Source organism: Pedobacter steynii, from assembly GCF_001721645.1.
GTDB classification, from domain to species: Bacteria; Bacteroidota; Bacteroidia; order Sphingobacteriales; family Sphingobacteriaceae; genus Pedobacter; species Pedobacter steynii_A.
Map to the genome: position 1 here is coordinate 488316 of NZ_CP017141.1, position 24909 is coordinate 513224.

Consider the following 24909-nt stretch of genomic DNA (forward strand, 5'->3'; position numbering starts at 1 on the left):
GTGCCAGAAAAAAAACAACCATTTCAAATGTATGAAATTTTATCATGAAATCTCCTACAGGTTAATCCCCTGTATGAAGAAATCTCTGTTCATTATGAAACTGATTATTGTTTTAATAACAACAGTATTTCTGCAAGTCAGTTTAGCCACTGATACTCAAAAAATTACATTATCAGAAAAGAATGCTTCTTTGGAAAAACTATTCAAAAAAATCAGAACCCAATCCGGTTATGACTTTTTTTGTGACATCGACCTTCTAAAATCGGCTAGGAAAGTTAGCATCAATGTTAAAGAAGTAAGCCTGGAGGAGGCGCTTAAATATTGCCTGATGAATCAGGACCTCACGTATACCATTAATAACAAAATAATAGTCATTAAAAGAAATCCCAGAATACTAAGGGAGGAAATCAATCAGCAACTCAAAGATCTCAACCTTTTGATAAAGGTAGTTGATGAAAACAACAGGCCACTTCCGGATGCAACCATCACTGTTAAGCGAACCGGAAAGTCTTTTATCACCAACGAAAAAGGGGAATCTACTATCCAGGTAGAACCTGGTGAGTTGTTGTTAATTTCCTATGTTGGTTACGAACCAACGGTCGTTAAAGCGTCCGGTAGAAAGCCGGGGGCACCCCTGATCATTATGCTTTCTATCCGTTCAAGCCAACTTAAAGAAATAGGGATTGTCAGTACAGGATATCAGGACTTGCCTAAAGAAAGAGCTACAGGGTCCTTCCAGGTCATTACAGCAAAACAACTGGAACACAGCACTGATCAAAATCTACTCAAAAGACTGGAAGGTATTACTACAGGGTTAGATTTTAACAATAAAAACTTCACATCTCCAACCAATTCCAGCAGGGTAAAAATCTCCCCTTTGGCTTCCTTAACGATTCGCGGAAAGAATAATTTACAAGCGCTTCCCAGTAGTGATCCGAACCAGGCTAGCGGACAACCGCTTGTTGTTATCGATGGAATTGCCAGCCCCTACTCCATCGATAAGATCAATCCAAACGAGGTAGAAAGTATAAATATCCTCCAGGATGCAGCAGCGGCTTCCATTTGGGGCTCAAGAGCAGCCAATGGTGTAATTGTGGTCAAAACAAAAAGAGGGGAATATGATCGTCCGGTAAGTATCTTCTTTAATAGTAATGTAAACATTACCGATAAGATGGATCTATTCTATAATAAATACATGAGTACCAGTGATTATGTAGATGCACAGGTTGCACAATTGAATTACAATTATAGCCAGAACCCGGTAACGGTTAGTGATCCGGATATTAGTATGCCACAACCTTTCCTCACCCCGGTGGCCGAAATCTGGAATTCCTGGAAAAGAGATAAGATAGCTCTTAATGAATACAATAGTCAGCTGGATAAACTGAGAAACAATGACCTTCGCAACGACCTGACTAAATACTTCTTAAGAAAGTCCATCCTTCAAAGCTATGCACTTGGAATTGCCGGAGGTACAGGCAAGTATGCCTATCGCTTATCAGGCGGCTTTGATAAAAACCGCAATAATACCATACATTCTGATGCAAACAGAATTAATGTGAATTATAATGCCTCCGTAAAACCAACGAAAAATCTTGAATTTCAAGCTATTATAGGTTACAGTCAACAGAACAGAAACGAGCAGGACGGCGGAAATACCATCAACGGTGCCATCACAGGAGAAGGAATGTATCCTTATACCCGCCTGGTAGATGACCAGGAAAATCCCGCAGTCGTTTCACGTACCTACCGGCCAGCATTCATCAACCTTTTAGCAGAAACTTATGGGAATAAGATCCTGGACATGACATGGAAACCATTGGAAGACATTAACCAGAGCTATTTGAAATACAAATCTCAGCTGATAAATATGAATCTGAATGTATCCTATAAGTTCAGTCCTGTATTTTCCGGCACAATCACCTATAATAATGCCTGGGGTCAGGATGAAAGCACAGAGCTCAGAGGCCAGAACTCTTATTTCATGAGAAGCATGATCAATAGGTTTACCGACCCCTTCACCTTTGAAAGGGCAATTCCATTGGGTGGATTTTATATCCCCAATATCGGCAAATCTAACAATCAAACTTTACGGGGACAATTAAATGCCAATAAAACCTGGGCAGACAAACACGTATTAACCGTAATAGGGGGTGTGGATGTCAGTCAGAATTACAACAACTTCAGAGACAGTTGGTTTTATGGTTACAATGAAAAAACACTAACAGTAAATAATGGGCTGCCATTTGGTGTATATAAGAATACTTTATTTATAGATCCTAATACCGGATTTCCTGATGATTTAATCCCATACAGCTCAGGATTCGGTGATTTTAAAATCCGGTCTTTCAGCTTATATTCAAATGCCGCATATACCTATGATAGACGTTACACCTTTTCTGCCAGCATCAGAAATGATATATCAAGTACATTTGGACAGGGAACGAATAAACATGGGGCCTCCTATTTCTCTTTAGGTGGCAGCTGGGCTATCAATAACGAAAAATTTTATCACATGGACTGGCTTCCGAATTTACAGCTCAGGGCAACCTTCGGGTATAATGGCAACGTAAATACAACAGTAAGTCCTGTTCCACTTATCCGTTATACCAACACTTCATTTGTTGGCAATAGATTGCCTTATGCCTCTACAAATAATGGGGCAAACCGCCTACTGAGACCAGAGAAAGCTGCTATGATGAACCTTGCATTGAATTTTGGGATCAAAAATAACCGGTTAAGCGGAAGTATAGAATATTATATCCGTAAAACTACGGATTTGATTTCAACCACTTCTTTGGATCCTAGTACGGGCTTCAGTCTTCTTCCCTATAACGCCGCAGATTTGAGGGGCACAGGAATAGATATTACTTTAAACTCCCTCAACCTGAAAACAAGAAGTTTTAGCTGGGAGAGTACCTTGTTGTTCAGCAACAACCAGGTGAAAGTAACAAAACTATTCAGTGATAAAGCCAATACAGTGGAACAGGTACTGTACTCCTTTATTTCCTTTAATGAAGGGGCCGGGCTTTCCCGCTTATACGCTTTCCGATGGGCAGGATTAGATCCTGAAACCGGTGACCCGATGGGCTATATCGATGGAAACCCTGTAAGAATTACTGGTGACATTGATGTTTACAATGCAATCGCGACAGCACCGCTCTCAACAGCCCACTATTTTGGATCTTCTGTCCCGGTTTATTTCGGATCCTTACGCAATACTTTTAACTATAAAAATTTCTCTGTTTCTGCAAATATCCTGTATAAACTGGGGTATTATTTCAGACGATCAGTAACCAATCTGGTTCGTTACTCGGCTTTATTCAATGACAATGTTATGCTTGGTTCGGAGTACAACCAACGCTGGCAAAAACCAGGAGATGAAAAAAGCACCAATGTACCTTCTTTAATTTTCCCAGTTACCGGCCCTGGAGGACAAACCGAAATAAGAGATCTTTTTTATCAATATGCTGATGTTAACGTTTTGAAAGCAGATCATATTCGTTTGCAGGAAATTAACCTGTCTTACACTTTCAAGGAGAAAAACTGGGTCATAAAAAATCCCAGAATTTATGCGAATATCTCTAATCTGGGGATTTTATGGCGAGCAAATAAGCAGGGTATTGATCCCGATATTTCTGATTATCCTCAACCTAAGACCTATAGTTTAGGCTTAAGCGCTAGTTTTTAAATCCATAACTCAATCAACATGAAAACTTTTCCTACCCTGTTATCCGGCATATTGCTTGGTTTGATGTTGCTATCCTGTCAGAAATTTGTAGCGATAAAAAAAAACAGCAGCCAGGCTTTTCTTGTCACCGCCGAGGATTGCCAGCTCATGCTGGACAATTATACAACGATGAATACGGGTTACCCTCTTGATGGAGAAATCTCCTCGGATGATTATTATATAACCGATGCCAGTTATCAGTTAGCCAGTATTCCTCAGGAAGAAAAAAATTTATATACCTGGAATCCGTCAGCTCAAAGAATGTCAGCTGTACCGAATTGGTTAAATCCATATAAAACTGTATATAATGCCAACCTGGTCCTTCAGACTTTGGATAAACTGCAAGGTAAAGGGGATGATCCGGTATTATTAAACAACCTACGAGGTGCAGCACTCTTTTACAGGGCTTATTGTTTCTGGAATATAGCTCAGCTTTACGCCCGGCCTTACCGGGCTGCCACTGCAAGGCAGGATCCCGGAATCCCACTCAGGCTTGACGCCGACATTAATGGAACATCCGTCAGAGGTAGTGTACAAGACACATACGACCGAATCCTTCAAGATTTACATGAAGCTGTAAATTTACTTGCAAATACCTCCAGCATCGCTACCAGACCAAACAGAAGAGCAGCCTTTGCTATGCTTTCCCGAACCTATTTGTCCATGGGAGATTACCCTAATGCCTTGATTAATGCCAATGCAGCTTTACAGATAAACAACCAATTGTTAGACTACAATTCGGCTGATGTAAATAAACATTCAGACAGACCATTTCAACGTTTCCATATCGAAGTCATCTTTCATACCATTAATTACAATCAATCCTTTGCACCTGTTGCCGGTCCAATATTGTCCACGGGTTTTGGAGGCTTCAACAATGTGGCAAAGATAGATCCTGTTCTCGCGGCTTCTTACGCACCAAACGATCTGAGAAGCAAAGTCTTTATAAAGGAAAATTTCAATGATATGGGAGAACCAGATGGAACATTTCGTTTTTCCGGAAATTATGAGCCGGCATTTTTTGCAACTTTATTTACAGGCCTGGCAGTTGATGAAATTTACCTGATTCGAGCAGAATGTTATGCCAGAACAGGAAACCAAGATGCTGCAATGCAAGATTTAAATGCCTTACTGAGTAAACGTTGGTTAACAGGAACCTATACCAACATGACCGCAGCTACCGCAGACGAAGCATTGACAAAGGTACTTGTAGAAAGAAGAAAAGAATTACTCATGCGAGGCCTGAGGTGGTCGGATTTACGAAGGTTAAACAAGAGTATCATCAGAAAAGTGACTTCAGGAGCAACTCCAAATCAAACCATTACAACTTATACACTCCCTGCCGGTGATCCAAGGTATACCCTCCTTTTTCCTAAAGAGGTGATGGACAATAGTAGCATGGACCAAAATATCAGATAAAATAACGAATCCTATAGAAATGAAAACATTTTTAACAATGATCCTGCTCGTGATTGCAATGAATACCTTATTTGCACAGGATACTTTGAATCCTTCCAGGCCAAAGGCGCTTCTGAATTTTAATGATCAGAATCCAGTATTTAAGTTACAAGATGAACAGCTCAGCAACAAAAACGGTTTCATGCGATATGATGTACTAACCGGATATCGGGAAGGAGTTTCTCCTATAAGCGAAAATTTCGGGCTCAATTTCCAGGCCCAGATTGATCATGAAAAGGGCACACATCGCATCAAAATGTATAATCTATCGATACAAGATATGCTAACTCATGGTTTAAGAAAATCCAATAGGGTTATTCTTGAAGTAAAAGATCCTGGTAAATACAGATACCACCTGGATTATGGAAATGAACTGGAATGGCTCCGAAAGAACGGATACTGTTATGAAATGATGATGCCAATAGGAGTAATAAATAGTATGCAAATAGTAGATGATGACCTATGCAGGCTCTTTAAAGTAAAAATTCGTAATGAAAAAAGGATGATAGATGGAAAAGAACGGGAAGTACTTGTCATTTCCGAGCAGTAAGCGAAACCTAAAACACAGCAATATGATAGATAAAAAAACCGGTTTATTAGCCCTCATTTTAATCCTGTTAATGATCAGTGTAGATGCACAGCAAAGACCTTCAATAAATATATGGGATCCGCCTGTTCAAAAAAATGTCAGGAATCTGGGTATAGGAGATACCGTTCCTGATTTCAGGATCGCAAAAATATTCAATAGTATTAAAAGCAGTGCCTCGATGTCTGAATATAGGGATCAACTGGTCATTTTTGATTTTGGCAATCTTCATTGCAAGGGTTGTGTAGAAGCTTTGCCGCATTTGGATAGTTTAGAAAAAAGGTTCAAAAACAAGATTAAGATCTTCTGGGTAACTCCTGAGTATAAAGAAGAGGTAGAGAAATTCTGGAATAGAAAAAACAATCCTTTCACAAGGGGAAACAACCTTTCTACCATTGTAGAGGATAGTACGGCAAGAGCTTATTTTAAGCATAAAAGCTGGCCTCATGAAGCCTGGGTATATAAAGGAAAATTAGTTGCACTGACCACAACACAATATGTAAATGCAGACAATATCCAAAAAGTTCTGGATGGACAACAGATTAACTGGCCGGTAAAAGATGACTTTTTCACTTTTGACGGAATGCAGGCCCCTCTATTCCAGACTGATGAAAACCAGATTAATACCCTCCCGATTACCTATGCCGCAATTAGTGATTATAAAGAAGGGGTAAACTCAACCGGATTAAGTGGCGGTTCAGGGATAGTCAGAGACACCAATCATAAAACCATACGTGCTTTTTTCTTAAATCAACCCATTTACAACTCCTATTTTTTAAACTGGCTTAAATTGATTAATCCGGGCCAGCTTGTTAAACCCAGTTCTTATGGCATTGCCCCTAATGAAATTGTATGGGAGGTGGCAGACCAGTCCCGATATATACTTAATCCCAATTCCGCTTATGAGGCAGAATGGATCCGAAAGAATGGAATCTGTTTTGAGTCTTTAAACCCCGATACCGGACAAACGGATAAAGAAGTCTATCAATCTGTAATAGGTGATCTGGACCGTCTTTTAGGACTGCATGTTCGCTGGGAAAAGCGAAAAGAACAGGTGCTTGTCCTAACCAGGCCCTTAAAAAAGGCAAACTTGAAAAGTAAAAGCAAATTGAAAGAAAATGACGAAAATTTTTCCACAAAAGGAGGCATCCAGCAATTCAGAGGTACTCCTTTGTCCAGCCTTGCTTACATGCTAAATCAAATTGCAGACAACCCCTATGTTTTTGATGAGACCCAGTATAAAGAACCTGTGGATATGGATCTGCGGTTTTCCTCCTGGAAGGATTTACCGGCAATCAGAAAGGCAATAGCAATTTACGGCCTGAACCTAAAAGAAGAGGAACGCCTGGTAGACAAGCTTGTATTTACAGAAATTAACGGAGGATTATTGGCAACAAAAAAATCGATTAAATAAAACCTCAAAACAAAAAAAATTATGAAAAAAAGAAACCTAGCTGTGGTTATTGGCTTATCACTGATTGGCCTTGGTAGTTGCAAAAAAGCGACAATAACTCTTGAACAGGAAAAAGAAAAGATCTTGATCGTCAGTACCATTTCCGGTGGTAAACGTGGTTACCAAGATGGAGAAGCCCGCTCTGCACTATACAATAAACCTGCTCAAATGGCTATTGATGCTTCAGGTAATATGTACATTGCTGATCGCCTGAATCACTGTATTAGAAAAATGACTTCATCTGGCATTGTCAGCACTTTTGCCGGAATATCAGGTTCAAGTGGTTTTACGAACGGCCCGGGAATAAGCGCTCAGTTTAACACCCCCTATGGAATAACGATCGATACCGATGGCAATTTATATGTTTGCGATGCAAGTAATAATGCCATTAGAAAGATCACAGTGGGAGGTGTGGTCAGTACCTTTGCCGGCGGCCCTCAGTCTGGATCCGAAGATGGAATCGGGGCAAACGCGAAATTTAATTTTCCATTTGGACTGGCTATCGATGCTACAAACAATCTATACGTTGCCGATCAATATAACAATAGCATCAGAAAAATTACTCCAACAGGAACCGTAACGACAATTGCTTCGGGCTACGCTTATCCCTGGGGAGTTGCCGTAGATAAAAAAGGAGATGTATATTTTACTCTCTATGCCGCGAATTGCATAAGAAAAATTAATACAAATGGAACCGTCAGTGTTTATGCCGGAAATGAGAATGATTACAATACCGCCTATCAACTTCAGGATGGAATTGCTAGTGCGGCATTGTTCTGTCAACCCTTAGGTCTGGCAACAGATGCATTAGACAATGTATACGTTGCAGATTCAGAAAACCAGGTTATACGAAAGGTCTCTCCTGAGGGAATGGTAAGTTCAATCGGAGTCCCCTATCCCGGACCATTTGATGCCAATGGCCGGACTCCTATACGCCATGCTGATGGGGAGGTCTCGGGTGTTAAATTTTATTATCCCTCCAATGTTATAGTCGATAAAGAAGGTAACCTGTATGTTTCGCAGGGTGAAGGCGACGCAAATAATTTTATACGGAAAATAAGCGCAGTCGATAAATCAGGAACAAACGAGAGCGAAAACGTAAACTGGAATAAGCCAATTGGCTGGAAATAACCCATCATTAAGCATTACATAAATTTATTAAAATGAAAAAAAGATTACTTACCATATTCGTTTGTGCAATTTTCGCTATGACTGCTGTTGCCCAGAATAAATCAAATCATCTACCAGATATTCTTAAAAAGGATACCACTGCTTACCAGACGAAAAACGACATCAGACTGAGCATCGGCCTTGATGAAGGGATTCCAACAGCAGACCTCTCCAAATATTCATCCTTTGTGATGGGCGCTTCTTTACAGGGAGAATACCTTGTTCTTAAGGAACTTGGGATTACTTTAAGTGCCAATTACCTTTATTTTCTTGGGAAAGATGGTGGAGATGGTCTTTCCATGCTTCCGGCTTTAGGTGGCTTAAACTTTTATATTACGCCAAGGGTTTTTCTTTCCGGGCAACTGGGAGCTTCCTGGTATATCGGAAAAGACAGTGATCATGACACCTACTTCACTTATGCTCAAGGAATTGGATTCCAGGCTTCAAAACGAATTAGCCTTTTAGCCAAATACGAAGGGATAAATGTAGGCCCATCAAAGACTTATTCCTTTGCAGGTCTTCGGGTAGCTTATAAATTTTTCAAACAAAAATAACTAAAACCAACGCTCGCAAAACTCTGGGGTCAGCGCTTAATAAAGCTGACCTCCATAGTTAAACGTCTTTACTAGAATATGAAAGTCATTGCAGAAAATCAGTCTTGTTTTTTATTGGTTGACAATTCAGAAATCTGCAAAGGTCCTGCTCGCGGTGAGTTATTTAATTGGGTGTGAAACCTTAAAACTGACAGAAGGTTTATTATAAATCTTGATGTCTATGAGCGAGGACCAGTATTCATTGAATACCAGGTCCAAAGCTGTCCAGTTTATAGAAAAAACCTCATCAGGAAATTAGAATTCACCGCAGCATGGACTTTTAACAATCTTATCAAATAAAAATGAACCTTAAATTCTAAAGATATGTATGGAACGACAATAGGTTATCCACTAAAAATAACGGCCACGTTTAGATGTAATGACCAGACACTAAAAAGAATGTGGACCTTGGGATGCAGACACATCCAGTATGCCCTGGCTAAAATCAGTTACGATGCACCATACCATGAACAATCACAATATACAGGTGAAACCCCTATCCAGGCCCTTACTGCCCTCTATCTATCAGGGGAAGAACACCTTATAAAAAAAGTAATCCTGGATTTCTATCATTCCCGTTCATCCGGACCATCAACAAGTCAATACGAATCTGGAAACCGGCTTAAAGTTATCCCCACTTTTTCATTGTTTTGGGTATCTATGATTTACGATTATTGGATGCACCGAAAAGACGATATTTTCATCACTCAGTTTCTCCCTGCCATTCAGGGTATTCTGGATTGGCACGAACGACAAATAAAGGGTGATCAGGAAACCATTGGTATTATGAACTGGTGGACTGCAATAGACTTCGACAAGTGTAATGGTTGGGGGAACAGTCTGGGTTCTGAAGGTTCTAAATCCGCTATTCTTTCTTTACAATATGCTTACACCTTGGAACAAGCCGCAAAATTGTTCATTGCTTTTGGAGATCCTGAACGTGCAAAAAGATATACAAATCTTGCAGAAAACATCAATAATGACATCATTAGCTCATGCTTCTGCAACGAAAAAGCATTAATAGCAGATTCACCGGAAAAGTTATCTTATAGCCAGCATGCTAACATCTGGGCAATTTTGAGTAATGCGGTCAAAGACACAAAAGCTAAAGAATTAATGGTGAATTTGCTAGAGGATAAATCAATCCAGCAGACTACTTTCTACTACAAATTCTACTTAATACTAGCCTTAAAAAAAACGGGGCTCCACGAACATTATTATGCCCGACTCAAGCCAGAAACGCCTCTCCTCAGTACCGACCTTCTCAAAATCCCGGAGGAGCTTTCAGCCAATTACTCTGATCGTAATGAATGGGGCACCCAACCCAATTACGATTTCCTAACAACAATTTGCGGTATTACTCCTGCAGCCCCTGCTTTTGAACGCATCCGGATCCAGCCTGTAATGGGTGATTTATTGGAAATTGAAGGAAGTATAAAGCATCCGCAAGGAAGCATTGTTGTAAAATATCAGAGGATTGGAAAGACAGGCATTCGTGCTGATATAGATATCCCGGAAAGCCTTCAAGGAGATTTTTTATGGAACAACAAAATTCTTCCGCTACGTGGTGGAAAACAAATGATAGAATTTTCATTAGTCAGCGAACTGATTCCTGAATACTGAAGCCAAAACTTTTGTTTCCTGCATTATGCTAATCAGTAACAAATCAGAAATCGTCACAAGGGGCATCAGCTGTTTTTTAAATCAAAACTATCCACATCTGGAATTAATTATGATACAATGCGGCGGGCTCTCAGTGGGGGTGGCAGTACCCAATTTCCCAGAACTCCACTATATTTATCATCATAAACAGGCAAGCTCAGCAGAAATGCGCAATAAGGCTTGTGCAAAAGCAAAAGGCGAAATTATTATCCATTGGACTGAAGATGCGTATTATGCCAAAGATTGGGTAACGAACCAGGTCAATGCATTGATCCGGTCATGTGCAGATATCTCCGGACTCAATAAAACAACCGGATGTCCTTCCTGGCTATCTTTACAAAAGAAACAATTAGCGTATCCAGATGAAACGGTCAGCTGGATAACGGATCAGACTTTGTGTTACTGGAAAAGATTATGGACAGTTTATCCATTTAAGAATACTAAAACAGGTGAAAGCACCGACTTCATCACTAATTCAGGGGGAACAGTCTATTCCCATCACTATTCAAAGGGATACCAGGGACAAACAGATCTGATTCCTGTTCCTGCTAAACGTGCAGTGATACCTTTGGTATCTTGCATTATGGCAACGAGCGACTCTGAAATGATTATCCCCTTTGTATTAGATTATTTTCTTTATCAAGATTATCCAAATGTAGAGCTTATCATTATAGACGATGGCAAGAATGCTGCACCTGAATTGATTTTACACTGCCCAAATGTTAAATATTTCTTTATCAGCAGCAGAAAAACTGCTGGAGCAAAAAGGAATATGGCCTGCAATTTATCCAATGGAAAAATCATCATCCACTGGGACGATCAGGATTGGTATGCCCATAACTGGATTACACATCAGGTAAGTGCCTTGATGACTTCCGGCGCAGATATTTCCGGATTAAACCTGGTCCAGACTTTCCCGCTAACTAATCAAAAAATCATTACCACAGAAAAAAGTGCATGGATATATGGGGCGACGATGGTCTATTGGAAATCTATTTGGGAAAATCACAAATTTAAAGAGCTTCAAACAGGAGAAGTCGAAGATTTCCAGCAACATCAGGGATTCAAAATTTTTGCCCACAGTTATATTGAAGGGTTTAATACCAATACTTATATGAAGTACCTGGACGGCATAACACCCGATGATCCCTTAACAAATTAACCCATCCCTTTTTATTAAAGCTGCATTTATTGCAGCTTTTTTATTTGTGGCAAACAGGTAAACAGAAATGATACCCTCTTCCTCTTTTACCAGCTCCTGGGCGGCAAGTTCAGTATCATCAATACTGAATAAAGTAATCACATCCAGAGGTTTTATACTCTGCTGGTCAAAATGTATCAGGTAAGGAATCCTCTCCTTATCGCAAATAAAATCGGGATTCAAAGCGACTTCTATCACCTTTAATTGTTCATTTTTTGCAAACCTTTTTTTAAATGCTTCTACTTTTTCTTTCGAGTCAAATACAGCCTCGATGTCATGTACATGCTCATAATCACCATAGAAAACGATGTAAACCTTACGATCCCTCATATAATAAAATTAAAAAATCTCTGTCCCCATACAGAAAAACCACTCCCTATTTTGAGCGCTAAGCTATATAATTAGATTAAGTTTTTTCATAAAAAAAGATGCAGTGTACAAAAATGTTCAACTTATTGTAAACCAACCTACAATCGACTTGTAAAACGGGTACAATCTATGCTAACGGGCGATTTTGAAGAGATCGATTTGCTATTTTTAGTTAGCAGAAATACAAAGGTATTTCTCCATATTTTAATGAACCGAATAACCTTTTTAGATGGAAAGCGAACATTTCTTAAATTCTCTTGCAGGCGCAAATAAACCAAGTAATGAACTTAGAATTCAATTTTATAAAATGGTGGAAAAGAAAGTCCATCCAAAACATGAGACCATTTTAAATACCGGCCAGGTTAGCAATCATATTTGGTTCCTTGCTCAGGGATTTGTGATGGCCTATATTGAAAAAGATGAGAAGAAGATTCCCTATCAATTCTGGAATGAAAATGAAATTATAGTTCCGGTAAATAGTTTTTTCAAACAACTTCCGGCAGATGGCTGTATAGAAGTACTGGAAAAAAGCACGCTGATAGCCATCTCCTTTACGAATTTCAGCAAGCTCACAGAAGTATTTCCCGAGTGCAATATTTTTCTGTGTAACCTTCTTCAGAACCTTCATTACGAAACTGAAAAAAGAGTACTCAATCTTACCTCTATAGATCCTGGGGAGCGCTATACCCTGCTGTTAAAGGAATCTTCCTTCATCATCAGAAAGGCTTCTGTAGAAATGATAGCCGCTTATCTCGGGGTTTCCAGAAAGACATTAAACCGCATCCGGGCAAAAAAAAACTAATTCATTTTGGGACATCTGGCCCTTTTAGAAAGCGTAGGCTCCCTGTAACTTTAATCTATAACTATTTACTAACAACAATCTGAGACATCAATATGAATACTTATCCATTTGTCATCATCATTAGCATTCTGCTTGTCATCATGTGGGCCTATGCTGCAATTTCTAAACTTCTATACCTGAGTACATTTAAGGAAGCCCTGGCCACTCAGGTATTTCCTGAATGGATAGGAAAAATTCTGGTTTGGGTATTACCCAGCTCGGAACTCGCCATCGCGGGCCTCCTGCTCTTTCAGAAAACTCAGATTTTGGGAATGTATGCTTCATTTGGACTGATGCTTCTTTTTAGCCTGTATGTTGGAGGGGCTGTTTATAATATCTACGAACGGACTCCATGTGCCTGCGGTGGATTGTTTACAAAACTGGGATGGAAGAAGCACTTTCGTGTCAATATTTTTTTCACGATCCTATCCATAATTGGTATTATACTTTTGGAGTCAGGCAGATAACTAATTACCCTACATCTATCTTTTGTCTTCTTTTATCTCTGTCTGCTTGGGTGAATTAAAACTGCTCCATTCGCAGACAGAATAAAAGTTTTAGAATATTAAAGTTAAAGCATGTGTTCAAAAGGGTTTTTAAACTCTTCATGCTGAGCATATTTAATAAGCTCTTCATCATTCAGTAAGCAACAGCTCAGTTCCTTATTCAGTTGCATCTTATCCAGATCCTGACCAATAAAAACCAGTTCATTCAGGCGGTCACCAAAATACTGATCCCATTTCTGTTCAATATCGCTGCGGTTGTCTACATAATCTATGTAATTAAGACGCTCCTGCAAAGGCATACTCGCCCACCAGGTACCTGCTGTTTCCACCTTTAAAGAGCCTCCGGCCTGAGAGAAGTTCAAAGCACGATCTGGCATCGGTGCCAGCCAGAAAAGTCCTTTTGTTCGCAGCACGTTATTGGGGAAGCTAACATTCAGGTAATCCCAAAGGCGTTCCGGATGAAAAGGCCGCGCAGAACGAAATACCGTACTGCTGATCCCATATTCCTCTGTTTCCGGTTCGTGCTCTGTATTCAACTCCCTGATCCAGCCTGCACCTTGCGACGATTCTTCAAAATCAAATAAACCTGTATCTAAGATTTCAGAGAGATCTACTTTACTGAATGAGGTTTCTATTTGTTTTGCAGAAGGGTTTAACTTTCGGATTACTGCCCTGATGAGCTTCAGATCAGCTTCGGAAATAAGGTCTGTTTTATTCAGGAGGATGACATTGGCAAATTCAATCTGATCTGTAAGCAGGTTTACAATCGTCCGCCGATCTGCATGATTGTCCACCCAGTCCCTGTCCAGCAACAATTCGTTAGTTCCAAAGTCTTTCTTAAAGTTAAAGCAGTCGACCACGGTGACCATCGTATCCAGGCGGCTAAACCGGCTCAGGTCAATACCCATCACCTCATCTACATAACTGAAGGTCTGCGCTACGGGAATCGGCTCAGAAATACCGGTACTTTCAATAATGAGGTAATCGAACCGGTCTTCTTTCGCCAGTTTCTCTACTTCGGCAATCAGGTCTTCCCTTAGTGTACAACAGATACAACCATTACTCATTTCTACCAGCTTTTCTTCCGTTCGCGATAAGGCCTGAGTGCTCTGGACACTGCGGGCATCAATGTTTATCTCACTCATGTCATTAACAATCAACGCTACCTTCAGATGCGCTTTATGATGAAGAATATGGTTTAATAAAGTGGTTTTACCGCTCCCCAGAAATCCACTGAGCACGGTAACGGGTAATAGTTTTCTCATATCATTGCAATTAAGTTGCAAATATACATTGCATTATTTTAAATGCAACAATATTGCTTTTATATTTGCAATTCATTTAGCTCATACTTTTTATATTTAAAATTTCCACTATGAAACCTTTATTAAAATCCAGCCGCTTAGATCAGGTAGGAATGACTGCCTCTATCGCATGTGCCATTCATTGTGCGGCCCTCCCCTTTCTCATTACCACCTTACCTTTATGGGGATTAAGCTTCCTTGCCCATAGCTGGGTGGAAGTCAGTATGATTTGTCTCTCCTTATTTATTGGTACCTGGTCTCTCAGCCGCTCCTATCCTAAACATCAGAAATTACTTCCCGTAGTGGTCCTGGTTCTTGGTTTTGCCCTGATCGGCTGCGGTCATTATCTGATTGACGATCTGGAAGCCATATTGATTCCCTTGGGAGGTTTTACCATTGCGGCAGCACACTTTATCAACTGGCGTTATACCCGCAGCTGCAGCCATAAATAATTTAAATGAATGCAGTAGCAAATACTTTACATGGATAGTAGCTGCAATCTTATTGCATATCCTATTTTTGCAAACATACAAGACATGAACAAGAAACTGATATTTGGTGTATTTTTACTTTTTGTAAGCATGATCAACCCGGGTTGTAAGCATACACAAATGGATACTAAACAGCTATACCTGAAATATTTAAAAAGCCGCATAATAAATAGCAAACATTTATGATCTCTTTAAAATCTGTATCACATAGTTATGCCGGTCAAAAAGACATTGGTTTTAACGACTGGCAAATCAATGATGGGGAACAATGGCTGCTCCTTGGCGAATCAGGAAGCGGAAAAACGACCCTTCTTCATATCCTGACTGGTATTTTAAAACCTAAACATGGGGAAGTGCACATCAATAACACTTCCATTTACGGACTATCATCCAAAGATCTTGATCAGTTCCGGGGAAGAAACATCGGTATCATTTTTCAAAGGCCACACCTGATCAAAAGCCTGAGCATCTCAGAAAACCTTGTTTTAGCACAAAGTTTTGCAAAGCTTCCTACAGATTTGAAACGTGTAAATGCAGTTCTTGATTCTTTAGGAATTGAAAATAAGAAAAATGCCTATCCTGACGAATTGAGTCAGGGGCAGTTGCAACGGGTATCTATAGCCAGAGCAGTGATCAATAAACCCGCATTACTGATTGCAGACGAGCCTACTTCCAGTCTGGACGATAAAAATGCCAGGATTGTATTAGATCTGCTGATACAACAGTCTGGTGCAAACCAGGCCACCTTAGTGGTCGCAACGCACGATAAGAGAGTGAAGGATGCATTTACAAACACTTACGAACTATCATGAGCCCTTTAAAGATCAGCTGGAAGAGTTTATGGTCAAAACCATTGTCTTCCGCCTTAAACATTATGCTAATTGCTTTTGGAACGGGAATCCTGACGATTCTTTTATTGGCTTCCAATCAGATTGCACAAAAACTGGACAACAATTCCAAAGACATCGACCTTGTTGTGGGCGCCAAAGGCAGCCCATTGCAGTTAATCCTGAGTAGCATCTATTATATAGATTTTCCAACCGGAAACATCCCCCTGAAAGAAGCTAAAGAACTCTCAAGAAGCCCATTTGTAAAGAGAGCCGTTCCCCTGGCCCTGGGAGATAACTACAATGGGACCCGGATTGTGGGAACAGACAGTAATTTTGTAGGCATTTATAAACTGAAAGTGCAAAGTGGAAAATTCTGGGAGAAAGACTTTGAGACCACTATTGGCTCCGCTGTTGCGGAAAGTCAGCATCTAAAAATCGGAGATACCTTTTATGGTGCACATGGCCTGACAGGCAATAGCGATGTGCATAAAAGTCATCAGTATGTTGTAGCAGGAATTCTGGAACCTCAGGGAAATGTAACCGACAACCTGATCCTAACTAACATCGCCAGTGTCTGGAAAATGCATGATGACCATGAAGAAACTGAGGCACATGAACATGGTGACGAAGGTAAAGAACTGACCTCCCTGCTGATTCAATATCGTTCTCCAATGTCTGTAGCCATGTTTCCACGTATGGTAAATGAGACTACAAATATGCAGGCCGCTTCTCCTGCTCAGGAAAGTACCCGGTTATTTTCTTTAATCGGCGTTGGGGTAGAGACCCTTCAATGGTTTGCGGTATTGATTATGCTGATCGCAGCCATCAGTGTTTTTGTAAACCTGTACAATTCGCTTAAAGAACGTAAATATGATCTGGCCATCATGCGCACACTCGGTGCTTCCAGAGGAAAACTATTTCTCATTATAATTGCAGAAGGAATTATCCTGACGCTTGCGGGCACCATAATCGGTATCGCTTTAGGACATCTTGCTTTACAGTTCATAGGGGCCTATCAGGAAAGCAGTCAGGCCAGGCTAAGCGGACTTATTTTCCTGAAGGATGAAATTTATTTATTTGTTGCTGGCTTAGCTATTGGTATATTTGCAGCTATCATCCCTGCAATACAAGCTTATCGTTCAAATATTTCCAGAATACTATCCAAAAACTAAAAGAAATATAAAAACAGGCTCAGGGCCATAATTAAATACAAGCATGATGAAACGAATAATCCTGATAGTTTTACTTTTTACTGGTTTTGCAGTTAAAGCACAACACAATCCTGATGATCAGATCTTATCCGACAACTGGGATGTGGTAGGCGGTGTTGATTTTAAAATTGTGAAAGATTCAGAGATGTATGCGGTATACACTCCCGAGATCAAAAAACATGCAAACAAACCGTTTGAGCTGGAAGGGTATATCGTTCCCATCAAAGACGGTATGAAACAGACGAAATTCATGCTTTCTACGTTACCTATTAACCAATGCTTCTACTGCGGAAAAAACGGTGTTCCAATTATGGTATTGGTAGAAATGGCGGAACCGATCAAGTTCACTTATAAAACCATTGTAGTGAAAGGAACGCTGAAATTAAATCCAGGAAATGCAATGGACAATCCTCCGATTTCCCTGGTAAATGCAAAATCAATATAATCATGAGACTAGACCCCGTAAATATTTTAAAAGAGCACGACCTGAAACACACCAGACAAAGAGTTCGTGTGCTGGAAGAAATTGCTTTGGATACTGTAGCAATTTCACAGCCTGAGCTGGAGAAAAAGCTGGGTAAAGAAATCGACAGGGTAACATTATACCGGATTCTGAATACCTACGAAGATAAAGGTATTCTTCACCGTATTATGGATATGAATGGAACGGCAAATTATGCCATCTGCTCTTCTTCCTGCTCTGAAGATCATCACCACGATGAGCACGTGCACTTCAACTGTACCACCTGCACCAAGATCTATTGCCTTGAAGTGGTAGTACCGAAGATAAAAATGCCCAAAGGCTTTACCGCAAAAACCGTAAACACAACTGCTTACGGTACTTGTGAAAAATGTAATGCGTTGTTGGAAAATCCAGCTTAATTTACCTGCTTAGCTCCAGGCTTTGTAAAGGAAGTTAAGCCAGTTCTGGTGAAAAATATGGTTCAGGTCCTCCGCGGAATAACCTTTTGCGGAAAACAAGGCCACCATTTTCTGGAGATCTGAAATCGCATCCAGATCTAATGGGGATTGTTCCGTTCCAAAGGCGCCATCCAGATCCGAACCTATTCCGACATGACGGGCATTTCCTGCAAGCTGACAAATATGATCCATATTGTCCACTACTTTTTCCAGATTACAATTTGTGCTTTGCGGAGTGGATTGGCCCCGTACCCAATCAGGAACGAGCATCCAGGCATCCAGCGCTCCTCCAATCACCGCCCCACGTTCAATCAAAGCAAGGACCTGTTCGTCGCTATATTGACGATTATGGTCTACAAAAGCCCTGCAATTGTTATGACTTGCCCAGACCGGTCCGGAGAAATGATCCAGCGCCTGCCAGAAAGCATCGTCACAAAGGTGTGTGGCATCGAGAATAATGTTCAGTCGCTCCATCTCCTTAAGTAAAGCCAGTCCCTGCTCTCCCATTTTCCCGGTAGCATCCGTTCCGTTAGCATACCGTCCTGGCCCATAATGCGCAGGACCTATTGCTCTTAACCCATATTGATGTGCTCTTTCCAGATAGCTGATGTCAACGATAGAATCCGCCCCCTCCAGACTCAGAATATATCCTATCGCCTTATTTATATTCGGATTTCCATCATTCCAAAATTCATAATGAGCTTTCAACTGAGCGGCATTACTGATCTGAACCATTTCTCCAGCTGCTTCCATCGTTCTATACCAGGCCAGTTGTGCCTGTGTCTGCGACCAGGCCTGTTCCGGAGAATTCCAGCCGGGAATTACACTTCCGGGTTTCACATATCGGGCAATCTGTGTGGCAACCACAATACCGATGTTTCCATTCCTGAGTTCAGGAAGGGAAACGGTAGACCTTTCCCGGTCAGGCTTATCTTTCATTCCCTTTTCCAGGGCACGGATCGCTTGCAGGGGCAACCTTAAATCTCTGTTCCATTCCATGGCATTCATACTGAGATCCAGGTGGGCATCTATTATAAACATAGGTCTTATCGGTTAAATATTTTATTAATGTAATTCAAAAACAGCCTCTACTTCTACCGGGATATTATCCGGCAAAGAGCCCATACCTACTGCACTACGCACACCGATACCATTCTCATGTCCCCAAACCGATGCAAATAACTCACTGCATCCGTTGATGATATAAGGGTGTCTTTCAAAGTCTGAGGTACAGTTTACCATTCCCAACACTTTGATCACACGTTTCACCACATCCAGACTACCAAAGTTATTTACAATCGTAGACAGCATGGTCAATCCAACCTGTCGGGCAGCAAGTTTACCGGCTTCCATATCCATATCTTCCCCAATACGGCCGATAATAAGTGATTTATCAAGTTGTACAGGTCCGTGCCCTGATAAATATAAATATTTACCGTCTACTAAAAACGGTTTGTAAATTCCTAACGGTTGCGGGGCTGGTGGCAACACCAAATCCAACTTCAAAAATGCTTCCTGGGCTGATAAATTCATGGTAATTGTTATAAAAATTGAGTATTAAATTATTTATTGTTTGTCCCACCACACACGGGTGGTTAAAGTATTTGGACCCTGACGCGAAATGGCATCCTGGAAATTTTTAGCATTACTGGCACTTTCTGCATTCGGATAAATCAATCTTCTCGGAATGGTCCCTCCCGTTACATTCCCAGGGTAGTTTACCGGTATCAGTACCGGATAACCTGTCCGCCTCCAGTTGGCGAACACCTCATATTCATCAAGATACAATGCCGCCCAGATCTGGGTATGAATCTGCTCCATCTGCTGATCAAATGTTCCCGAATTGCGAAAAGGATGAGTGCTCAGATACTGAGTGATCTTTTCCGAAGAAATGGCATATGCGGACCCATACATTGCTGCATTATCAAATGATCCGGTAACCCCTTTAGTGAAAAACTGATCCGCATCCCCCAGACTATTCCATCCCCTGACTGCAGCTTCTGCCAGGTAAAGGTTGGTCTCCGCACTTCCGAGAACCAATAAGGGCGCATCCAGTCTGAATACCGTATTCTGATTGGGCTCCGAATAAGTACCAAGGTCATTGGCAGAAGGTGCAGTACCTGTTCCATTTGGAAAACCTTTTTGAATCGCCGGATTGGGATCTTGTGTGGTTCCTACCCAGACCCCGGCATAAATACTTAGCCTTGGGTCGTTATTATTCTTCAGGTAACTGATGAACGTTGCACTTAGCTTTCCACCTTCGATATTATTTTTACCGAAAGAATTCGCAGAGAAATCCCTGCTTCTGGATTCCCTGGCCGTGGGGTTGCGGTTTAAATCCTGCGGGCCATCACTATACCTCATCACCGCATTGTCTTCTTTATTCAAAATTACCCCGCCGGAAATCGCCTTTTTTACCCAGCTTTCGGAAAGCATAACATCCTTTTTCGTCAGCCTCAATCCAAGCCGAAGCATTAATGAATAGGCGAACTTCTTCCATTTCAACACATCCCCTCCATAGATAAAGTCGTTGCCTCCATAAGAAGGTTTTGCCATATCCAGTCCGGAAGCCGCTTCATCCAATTCCTTCAGCATGTCTTTGTATATCGATTCCTGGGCATCGTATTTAGGCGTAAAATTAAGATTGGTCAGTCCTTTTCCAGCTTCACTGTAAGGTACATCACCATAAAGATCGGTGATCCTATGGTAAATATACACCCGCCAGATGCGTGCCACATTTAATTTATTTACTTCTGCAGGTGTTGTTTTAAGCGCTTTAATCACTTCTTCTATTTCGTTGACTGCGGTTGGATACCCATCTGTAAAGTAGGGTGCCTGATAAAAATCATTCGCAAAATACTTATCTCCGATACCGGAAACTTCTTTATAGGTTGCGTAATGCTGAATGAAACCGCCGAGGTTTAACACACCGGTAAGGTAATAATTGTTGCTCATGGTACTAAGCAAGGATTTAGAAAACAAAAATGCCGGTGTCGGCGTCGACAAAGAATTGGGATTCTTATTCAGATCGCCAAAATCTTTTTTACATCCTGATATGACCAGGATCATCACCACACTTATAGAATATATATATCTTTTCATCTGAATAATTATTAAAATTTAACGCTTAAGTTCAATCCATAACTTCTGGTACGAGGCACACCAAATTGTTCAATCCCCTGCGCATTTCCTGCGCTGAATACAGATTCAGGATCTACATTTGGTGTTTTCTTATACAGGATGAAAAGATTACGCCCTACCAGAGAAAGTGTCGCTGAGCTTAATTTAGACAACATTTTCACTTTGCTTACCGGAAGCTGATAGCTCAACACAACCTGACGAAGTTTAATGAAGCTGGCATCATAAACGAATAAAGAAGAGATATTTCTGAATCCATCGCCGTAATATTTTTCCAGCAAAGAAGGGTCTATAACCATGTCCACCGGCTTCCCGGATAGGTCTACTCCATTGATGGGTACTCCGGTATCTCGACCTTCAAGTGTCATTTTAGTTAAACCCATTCTTGTACCGTACAAATCTGTCCCGGAATAAAGACTTCCTCCGAATTTTCCATCAATCAATACATTCAGGTTGAATCTTTTGTATTTAAAATCATTTGAAAAGCCAACTGACCAGGGATGAACGCCTTGTCCAAGTTCTTCAAGAGGTCCTGGAACAGGTGTAGCCACTCCCCCGGAAACATTGTAGACTGTTTTTCCATTGGCATCCTGCAGGGCTCTTCTCCCCATGATGATGCTATATGGACTTCCCACCTGGCTGTAGATATAGGCATATCCGTTTACCGCTCCCGCCATCACAATAGAATTCAGGTTTTCGGCAAGCTTCAGCACTTTATTTTTATTGTAAGCAGTATTTACACTCGTGCTCCAGGAGAAATCAGATTGGTCCAGAATCTTTCCGGTAATTAACAGTTCTACTCCTTTATTACTGATCTCCCCTACATTTAATAAAGCAGTACGATATCCCGAACCTGTAGAAACCGTAGTTTCCACAATGTCTTTTGTGGTACTTCTATCGTACCAGGCAAAATCTATCCCCAATCTGTTCTGGAATAAGGAAGCCTCAAATCCCGCTTCAAACGTAGTAGAAGTTAAAGGGCTCAAATTGGGATTCGGAATTCTGGTACTGGTGACCTGCTGCAACTGTTGCCCAAGGTGCCCATTCTGAATCATCGTATAAGAAGGGTTCAAGGCATAAGGTTCCGGTGTAGCACCACCTACCTGCGCCCAGGAAGACCTCAGTTTGGCATATTGAATCCAGGAAGGCATTTTAACCATTTGTGAAAGGATCGCACTCATTCCTACAGAGGGATAGAAAATGGTATTGTTCTTAGGTGCAAGTGTAGAAAACCAGTCCTGGCGACCCGTTACAGTCAGGAAAATCAAATTTTTATAGTCGAAATCTGCTGATCCGAATAAAGAAGAAGTTTTTGTTTTTCCGTAAGGATAAGTCTGATTTACCGTTCCGAGATTCGATATAGAATAAAAATCAGGAGTAATGAAGTCTTTTCCCTGAATGATCACCTCATCTCTGGTAGAAGATCTGTTATTGAACCCAAACAAGGCATTCAAAGAGAAATCTTTAAGCAGGTTTTGTTTATTATAATTGATAGTAGCTTCTGTATTAATAGTAGTCAGGTTGGATCTTTCCTCTTTCGCACCACCCAATGGGGTATATAAAGATCTGCTTGGAACAACTCCGAAATATTTGAAGTTGTTGTAATCCTGACCGATTCTTGCATTGAAAAACAATTCAGGCAATACGTTCAATTTCAGGTTTACCATGGATAAGAAACGATTTCTGGTATCGTTCTTTTCAAACTTATTGATTACAAAATAAGGATTACTGGCAATAGGAACGGGATTCCAGGCTACTTCATCTCCATTAGCATCATATCCGGGAGAAAGGTTACGGATGTCTATCGTATTCCCAATCAGATAAGTTCCCCAATTCGGATTACCGTACGCATCATTTACCACTGTTCTGTTTTTAGCATTTTCAAGATTGTACTGCATAACTGCATCAATCCTCAGCCATTTGCTTAAAATGAGCTCGCCGGCAAAATTGAAAGTCTTTCTATTAAATTTGGTATTGGGTACAATCCCCCTGTTATTCATATCTGAAATAGAGAACCTTCCATTAGCAGACTCATTTCCTCCGGTAAGTGCAAGTGTATTGGTAGCCGTAGTTCCGGTCTGATAAAAATTCTGAATGTTGTCTTTTTGTGGACTATAAGGTCTCTTTACCCCATCAAACTGAATTACATCAGATCCGTCCATTTTAGCTCCCCAGGAAGAGCGCCCGGCAGCAATTGCATCCGCCTGAGTAAGCGGTTTAACTCCGTTTTTACCTGAACCATACTCGTATTGCCATTCAGGGCTTACCAAAGGTGATTCCATCGTAAAGGCAGAATTAAAATCTATACCGAGCCCTTTTTGCATAGCACCTCTTTTAGTTTTAATCAGAATTACGCCATTGGACGCCAGCGATCCGTACAAAGCTGCTGCGGTTCCACCTTTTAAAACGGTAATACTTTGAATATCATCCGGATTGATTCCAGAAATCCCATCCCCCCGGTCTATATTCAAACCATTGGCAATTCCATCAGAAGTATACCCTTCGGTTTGCGGAAGACCTAATAAGGTATTATCTATGGGCATATCATTCACCACATATAAGGGTTGATTATTGCCATTAAGAGATCCGTTCCCCCGGATAATTACCCTGCTGGAGCCGCTTGGACCCGTAGCCGTACTCGTCGCATTTACTCCGGCAACCTTACCGACAAGCGCATTGGCAAGGTTTGTTTCTCTGGCCTGAGTAAACTCAGTGCCTTTTACTTCTGTTAAGGCATAAGCCAACGCCTTTCTGTCTTTCTTAACCCCCATTGCAGTTACCACAACCTGGTTTAAGGTATTCTCTTCCGCTACCGACAAAACCACTTCAATCGTACTTTCATTATTTACGGGAACTTCTTTCCGTTTATACCCTACATAGGTAAAAATTAAGATTTGAGGACCATCCGGAATGCGCAGAATAAAATTCCCGTTCTCATCCGTCTTCGTACCTGTTTTCGGATCTGATTTCAAAACAACAGACACCCCCGGAATGGAAAGCTGGTCGTCGGAGGCGGTTACACGGCCTCTGATTTCTTTTATACGCTTATGGTAAGGTTTGGAGAAACGTTCTTTTGTGAAGGCCTGCTCTGAACATACCAATAGTGGTATAACCAGGATCAGGCATAAATGTAGTTTTCGAATCATGTTTGGTTTAGGTTAGGTCTTTGGTTCGGTTTGTTGAATTCAAATATAGAACTGTTTTTATCATAATTGCATATTTTTTGCAATAAAAATTTGCAAACAAGCACAATTAAGCCCTAAGGCCATAATAAGCCCATAAAAACAACAAAACACCAACAAAATAGGCGATTTTTTAGAGATACCAATCCTGCAACCCAAGTGGATTTGAAATCTACAGAACAAAAAACGGCACAGAAGCGGAAGAAAAAATGCAAAAAATATGCAACAAAAAAAGGTATCCTGAATCAGGATACCTTTCCAAT

Annotated in this window: 21 protein-coding genes; 15 read left to right on the forward strand and 6 right to left on the reverse strand. The window is 40.8% G+C overall.

The window, feature by feature from the left end; all coding sequences use genetic code 11:
- Positions 1-73: 73 nt before the first annotated feature.
- From BFS30_RS02135 to BFS30_RS02170, 8 genes are all read left to right on the forward strand, one after another.
- Positions 74-3691: a SusC/RagA family TonB-linked outer membrane protein gene (locus tag BFS30_RS02135; RefSeq protein WP_237028697.1), complete on the forward strand. Its 3618-nt coding sequence runs from the start codon at positions 74-76 to the stop codon at positions 3689-3691.
- 18 nt (positions 3692-3709) lie between these two features.
- The gene (locus BFS30_RS02140) at positions 3710-5149 is read left to right on the forward strand and encodes a RagB/SusD family nutrient uptake outer membrane protein (RefSeq protein WP_069377766.1); all 1440 of its coding nucleotides are present in this window, start codon (positions 3710-3712) and stop codon (positions 5147-5149) included.
- Between the two features lie 19 nt (positions 5150-5168).
- Entirely contained in the window at positions 5169-5738 is a 570-nt protein-coding gene (locus tag BFS30_RS02145) for a hypothetical protein (RefSeq protein ID WP_157262861.1), read from the forward strand.
- Between the two features lie 22 nt (positions 5739-5760).
- Positions 5761-7188, forward strand: coding sequence for a TlpA family protein disulfide reductase (locus BFS30_RS02150; RefSeq protein ID WP_069377768.1), 1428 nt, complete (start codon positions 5761-5763; stop codon positions 7186-7188).
- A gap of 21 nt (positions 7189-7209) precedes the next feature.
- Positions 7210-8358 carry an NHL repeat-containing protein gene (locus BFS30_RS02155; protein WP_069377769.1) on the forward strand — a complete coding sequence of 383 codons (1149 nt, stop codon included), beginning with the start codon at positions 7210-7212 and terminating at the stop codon, positions 8356-8358.
- Between the two features lie 32 nt (positions 8359-8390).
- Positions 8391-8951, forward strand: a complete 561-nt coding sequence (locus BFS30_RS02160; RefSeq protein WP_157262862.1) for a hypothetical protein — start codon at positions 8391-8393, stop codon at positions 8949-8951.
- A gap of 363 nt (positions 8952-9314) precedes the next feature.
- Entirely contained in the window at positions 9315-10613 is a 1299-nt protein-coding gene (locus tag BFS30_RS02165; protein ID WP_083251912.1) for an alpha-L-rhamnosidase C-terminal domain-containing protein, read from the forward strand.
- A 25-nt stretch (positions 10614-10638) separates the two neighbouring features.
- Positions 10639-11814 carry a glycosyltransferase family 2 protein gene (locus tag BFS30_RS02170; protein WP_069377772.1) on the forward strand — a complete coding sequence of 392 codons (1176 nt, stop codon included), beginning with the start codon at positions 10639-10641 and terminating at the stop codon, positions 11812-11814.
- Here the strand turns inward: BFS30_RS02170 and BFS30_RS02175 are convergent.
- On the reverse strand, positions 11803-12183 hold the full coding sequence (locus tag BFS30_RS02175) for a hypothetical protein (RefSeq protein WP_069377773.1): 381 nt from the start codon (positions 12181-12183) through the stop codon (positions 11803-11805). The genes BFS30_RS02170 and BFS30_RS02175 overlap by 12 nt on opposite strands.
- A gap of 268 nt (positions 12184-12451) precedes the next feature.
- Between BFS30_RS02175 and BFS30_RS02180 the strand changes: the two genes are divergently transcribed.
- Positions 12452-13024, forward strand: a complete 573-nt coding sequence (locus tag BFS30_RS02180) for a Crp/Fnr family transcriptional regulator (RefSeq protein WP_069377774.1) — start codon at positions 12452-12454, stop codon at positions 13022-13024.
- 92 nt (positions 13025-13116) lie between these two features.
- The gene (locus tag BFS30_RS02185) at positions 13117-13530 is read left to right on the forward strand and encodes a MauE/DoxX family redox-associated membrane protein (RefSeq protein WP_069377775.1); all 414 of its coding nucleotides are present in this window, start codon (positions 13117-13119) and stop codon (positions 13528-13530) included.
- Positions 13531-13634: 104 nt separating this feature from the next.
- Here the strand turns inward: BFS30_RS02185 and BFS30_RS02190 are convergent, their stop codons facing one another.
- A complete protein-coding gene (locus tag BFS30_RS02190; RefSeq protein ID WP_069377776.1) occupies positions 13635-14834 on the reverse strand; it encodes a GTP-binding protein in 1200 nt (399 codons plus the stop codon).
- A gap of 110 nt (positions 14835-14944) precedes the next feature.
- Between BFS30_RS02190 and BFS30_RS02195 the strand changes: the two genes are divergently transcribed.
- The 5 genes from BFS30_RS02195 (at position 14945) to BFS30_RS02220 (ending at position 18287) form a co-directional block, all read left to right on the forward strand.
- Positions 14945-15325, forward strand: a complete 381-nt coding sequence (locus tag BFS30_RS02195; RefSeq protein WP_069377777.1) for a MerC domain-containing protein — start codon at positions 14945-14947, stop codon at positions 15323-15325.
- A gap of 221 nt (positions 15326-15546) precedes the next feature.
- Positions 15547-16176, forward strand: a complete 630-nt coding sequence (locus BFS30_RS02205) for an ABC transporter ATP-binding protein (protein WP_069377779.1) — start codon at positions 15547-15549, stop codon at positions 16174-16176.
- The gene (locus BFS30_RS02210; protein ID WP_069377780.1) at positions 16173-17366 is read left to right on the forward strand and encodes an ABC transporter permease; all 1194 of its coding nucleotides are present in this window, start codon (positions 16173-16175) and stop codon (positions 17364-17366) included. The genes BFS30_RS02205 and BFS30_RS02210 overlap by 4 nt, the downstream gene beginning before the upstream one ends.
- A gap of 43 nt (positions 17367-17409) precedes the next feature.
- Entirely contained in the window at positions 17410-17850 is a 441-nt protein-coding gene (locus BFS30_RS02215; RefSeq protein WP_069377781.1) for a hypothetical protein, read from the forward strand.
- 2 nt (positions 17851-17852) lie between these two features.
- Positions 17853-18287, forward strand: coding sequence for a Fur family transcriptional regulator (locus tag BFS30_RS02220; protein WP_069377782.1), 435 nt, complete (start codon positions 17853-17855; stop codon positions 18285-18287).
- Between the two features lie 9 nt (positions 18288-18296).
- Here BFS30_RS02220 and BFS30_RS02225 read toward each other — a convergent pair whose 3' ends face one another.
- Genes BFS30_RS02225 through BFS30_RS02240 form a run of 4 tightly spaced genes read right to left on the reverse strand, consistent with a single transcriptional unit; the run spans position 18297 to position 24610 of the window.
- Positions 18297-19367, reverse strand: coding sequence for a dipeptidase (locus BFS30_RS02225; protein ID WP_069377783.1), 1071 nt, complete (start codon positions 19365-19367; stop codon positions 18297-18299).
- Positions 19368-19391: 24 nt separating this feature from the next.
- Positions 19392-19859 (reverse strand): RidA family protein, encoded by a 468-nt coding sequence (locus BFS30_RS02230; RefSeq protein WP_069377784.1) that lies wholly within the window; start codon positions 19857-19859, stop codon positions 19392-19394.
- 33 nt (positions 19860-19892) lie between these two features.
- Positions 19893-21428 carry a SusD/RagB family nutrient-binding outer membrane lipoprotein gene (locus tag BFS30_RS02235; protein WP_069377785.1) on the reverse strand — a complete coding sequence of 512 codons (1536 nt, stop codon included), beginning with the start codon at positions 21426-21428 and terminating at the stop codon, positions 19893-19895.
- An 11-nt stretch (positions 21429-21439) separates the two neighbouring features.
- Positions 21440-24610 (reverse strand): SusC/RagA family TonB-linked outer membrane protein, encoded by a 3171-nt coding sequence (locus tag BFS30_RS02240; protein ID WP_083251913.1) that lies wholly within the window; start codon positions 24608-24610, stop codon positions 21440-21442.
- Positions 24611-24909: the final 299 nt, after the last annotated feature.